The 448-nt window shown below is 62.7% G+C and carries 1 protein-coding gene; it reads right to left on the bottom strand.

Annotation, left to right across the window (positions count from 1 at the left end; genetic code table 11):
• Positions 1-448, bottom strand: a 448-nt coding sequence (locus tag VSR34_RS38630; protein WP_342965261.1) for an ABC transporter transmembrane domain-containing protein, incomplete at both ends; no start/stop codon positions are given.

Consider the following 448-nt stretch of genomic DNA (forward strand, 5'->3'; position numbering starts at 1 on the left):
CTGTCACTGCGGGCGGCAAGCTCGACCAGGCGAGCGCGTTCTCGTGCACGTAGACCGCAGTCGCCATGGACGTCATGCGGCTGGACAGAACACCCGGTTGTTTGTCGGCGAAGTAAGACGGCGCGTGGCCGGCGAGATATTCGAACATGTCCTGGCGGATGTCGCCTGTCGTAGCGACGAACGTATGCGCCGAGATCCACCCGGCGATACGCCACAGCAGATTGTCTGCAAAAATCAGCGCAACCAGCACAATAAACGCGTGCACGCCGCGCTCGCGATGAACGTGGCCAGCGGGCAAAGCATCGATCAGATTGCGGATGCCATACTGTGCCGCGAGTGCGCAACCGATCGCGGCGAAGATCGAGAGCAGCAGGATGCCGTGCGCAAGCTTGCGCCGCGCGATGTACCGCCAGATCAGCGACAGCGGGCGACCCGCGTAGCATGACAG

The sequence above is a fragment of the Paraburkholderia sp. JHI2823 genome, assembly GCF_038900695.1.
GTDB lineage: Bacteria > Pseudomonadota > Gammaproteobacteria > Burkholderiales > Burkholderiaceae > Paraburkholderia > Paraburkholderia mimosarum.